2 protein-coding genes are annotated in these 2,031 nt (G+C 71.0%); both read left to right on the top strand.

What is annotated here, in order from left to right; translation table 11 throughout:
- Positions 1–867 (top strand): glycosyl hydrolase (locus AB0C29_RS45615; protein WP_360834226.1); only part of this gene is annotated, 867 nt, incomplete at its 5' end.
- 22 nt (positions 868–889) lie between these two features.
- On the top strand, positions 890–1,897 hold the full coding sequence (fgd, locus tag AB0C29_RS45610; RefSeq protein WP_360834224.1) for a glucose-6-phosphate dehydrogenase (coenzyme-F420): 1,008 nt from the start codon (positions 890–892) through the stop codon (positions 1,895–1,897).
- Positions 1,898–2,031 lie beyond the last annotated feature (134 nt).

Here is a 2,031-nt window from a genome sequence, read left to right as displayed (position 1 = left end):
GCCGCGCCCACGCCGCGGCTGTCCCTGCCGGCCGCGCCCACGCCCAGCGCCACCTCGGTGTCGCCGTCGGCGCAGCCCTCGCCGGCGAAGAAGAAGACCAAGGCGCCCGTCGCGCGGGTGCCGGCCACCGCGACCTCGGCCAAGAAGGGCGTCGGCACCTGGCAGTTCGACGGGATCATGGGCGCGCTCGACGATGTCGGCGCGGGCTGGTACTACAACTGGTCACCCGACAACGACTCCATGCCGGGGCCGGCCGACGTCGAGTTCGTGCCGATGATCTGGGGCAAGGCCAACGTGACGGCCGGGACCCTGGCCAAGGCGAAGCGCGAGGGTGACGTGCTGCTCGGCTTCAACGAGCCGGACATGGGCGGGCAGGCGAACATGAGCGTCGAGGACGCCCTCGCCGCCTGGCCGAAGCTGCAGGAGACCGGCCTGCGGCTGGGCAGCCCGGCCGTCGCCTACGGCGGCGACACCGCCGGCGGCTGGCTGGACCGGTTCATGAAGGGCGCGAAGGAAAAAAATCTGCGCGTCGACTTCATCACGGTGCACTGGTACGGCTCGGACTTCAGCGCCGCCGCGGTCGGGCAGTTCCTCGGTTACGTCGACGCGGTCCACGCCCGCTACGACCTGCCGGTCTGGGTCACCGAGTACGGCCTGATGAACTTCACCGGCTCCCCGAAGTACCCCACGGGCGCCCAGGAGGCGGCCTTCATCAAGGGCACCACGACCGGCATGGAGAAGCGCTCCTTCGTCGAGCGGTACGCGTGGTTCGGGCTGCCCGCGGTGGGCGACAGCGTCGACTTCGGTCTCTACAAGGACGCCTCCACCCCGACCGAGGCGGGCAAGGCGTACAAGGCCGCCGGGTAGCACCGCGGGATAGGGTCGGATCATGATTCGGTTCGGCTACAAGGCATCGGCGGAGCAGTTCGCCCCGCGCGAGCTGCTCCGTTACGGCATCCAGGCCGAGCAGCAGGGTTTCGACTCGGTGTTCGTCAGCGACCACCTGCAGCCGTGGCGGCACGACGGCGGGCACGCCCCCGCCGCGCTGCCCTGGCTCGGCGCGCTGGCCACCAGCACCGAGCGGGTCCTGCTCGGCACCAGCGTGCTCACCCCGACGTTCCGCTACCACCCGGCGGTGGTCGCCCAGGCGTTCGCCACCCTCGGCTGTCTGGCGCCCGGCCGGGTCATCCTCGGTGTGGGCTCGGGGGAGTCGCTCAACGAGGTGCCGCTCGGCCTGAAGTGGCCGGACGGCAAGGAGCGCTTCGCCCGCCTCAAGGAGGCGGTCACCCTGATCCGGCAGCTCTGGACCGAGGACCGGGTGACCTTCGAGGGCACCTTCTACCGCACCGAGCTGGCCACCATCTACGACAAGCCGGAGCAGCCGGTGCCGATCTACATCGGTGCCTCCGGCCCGGCCGCGACCCGGCTCGCCGGGCGCATCGCCGACGGGTTCATCACCACCAGCGGCAAGGGCAGCGAGCTCTACACCGACACGCTGCTGCCGGCCGTCCGCGAGGGTGCTGAAAAGGCGAACAGGTCACTCGACGACGTCGACCTGATGATCGAGGTCAAGGTCTCCTTCGACCCGGACCTGGAGCGGGCGCGCAACGACACCCAGTACTGGGGCGCGCTGGCGCTGTCGCCGGAGGAGAAGACCGGCGTCGAGGACCCGATCGAGATGCAGCGGCGCGCGGACGCCCTGTCGGTGGACCGTACGGTCAGCCGCTGGATCTGCTCCGCGGACCCGGACGAGCACGCCGCCAAGGTCACCGAGTACCTGGACATGGGTTTCAAGCACCTGGTCTTCCACGCGCCGGGCCCGGACCAGGACCGCTTCCTGCGGGTGTACGGCGAGCAGATCCTGCCCCGGCTGCGCGACCGCGTCGCCCGGGGCTAGTACCCGCGGTAGTTCTCGCCCGGCACCGCCCGCAGGTGGGCCGGGAGTCAGCAGCAAGCCCCACCACTGGCACGCCATCGGTCCGGGCCGCAGCCCGAGCAGCCGCAGCCGCCCGAGCAACCACCGGATCAACC

It is taken from the genome of Actinoplanes sp. NPDC048791, from assembly GCF_040650095.1.
GTDB lineage: Bacteria > Actinomycetota > Actinomycetes > Mycobacteriales > Micromonosporaceae > Actinoplanes.
The sequence above is the reverse complement of the archived record's forward strand: the minus strand, read 5'-3'. Positions and strand labels throughout refer to the sequence as shown.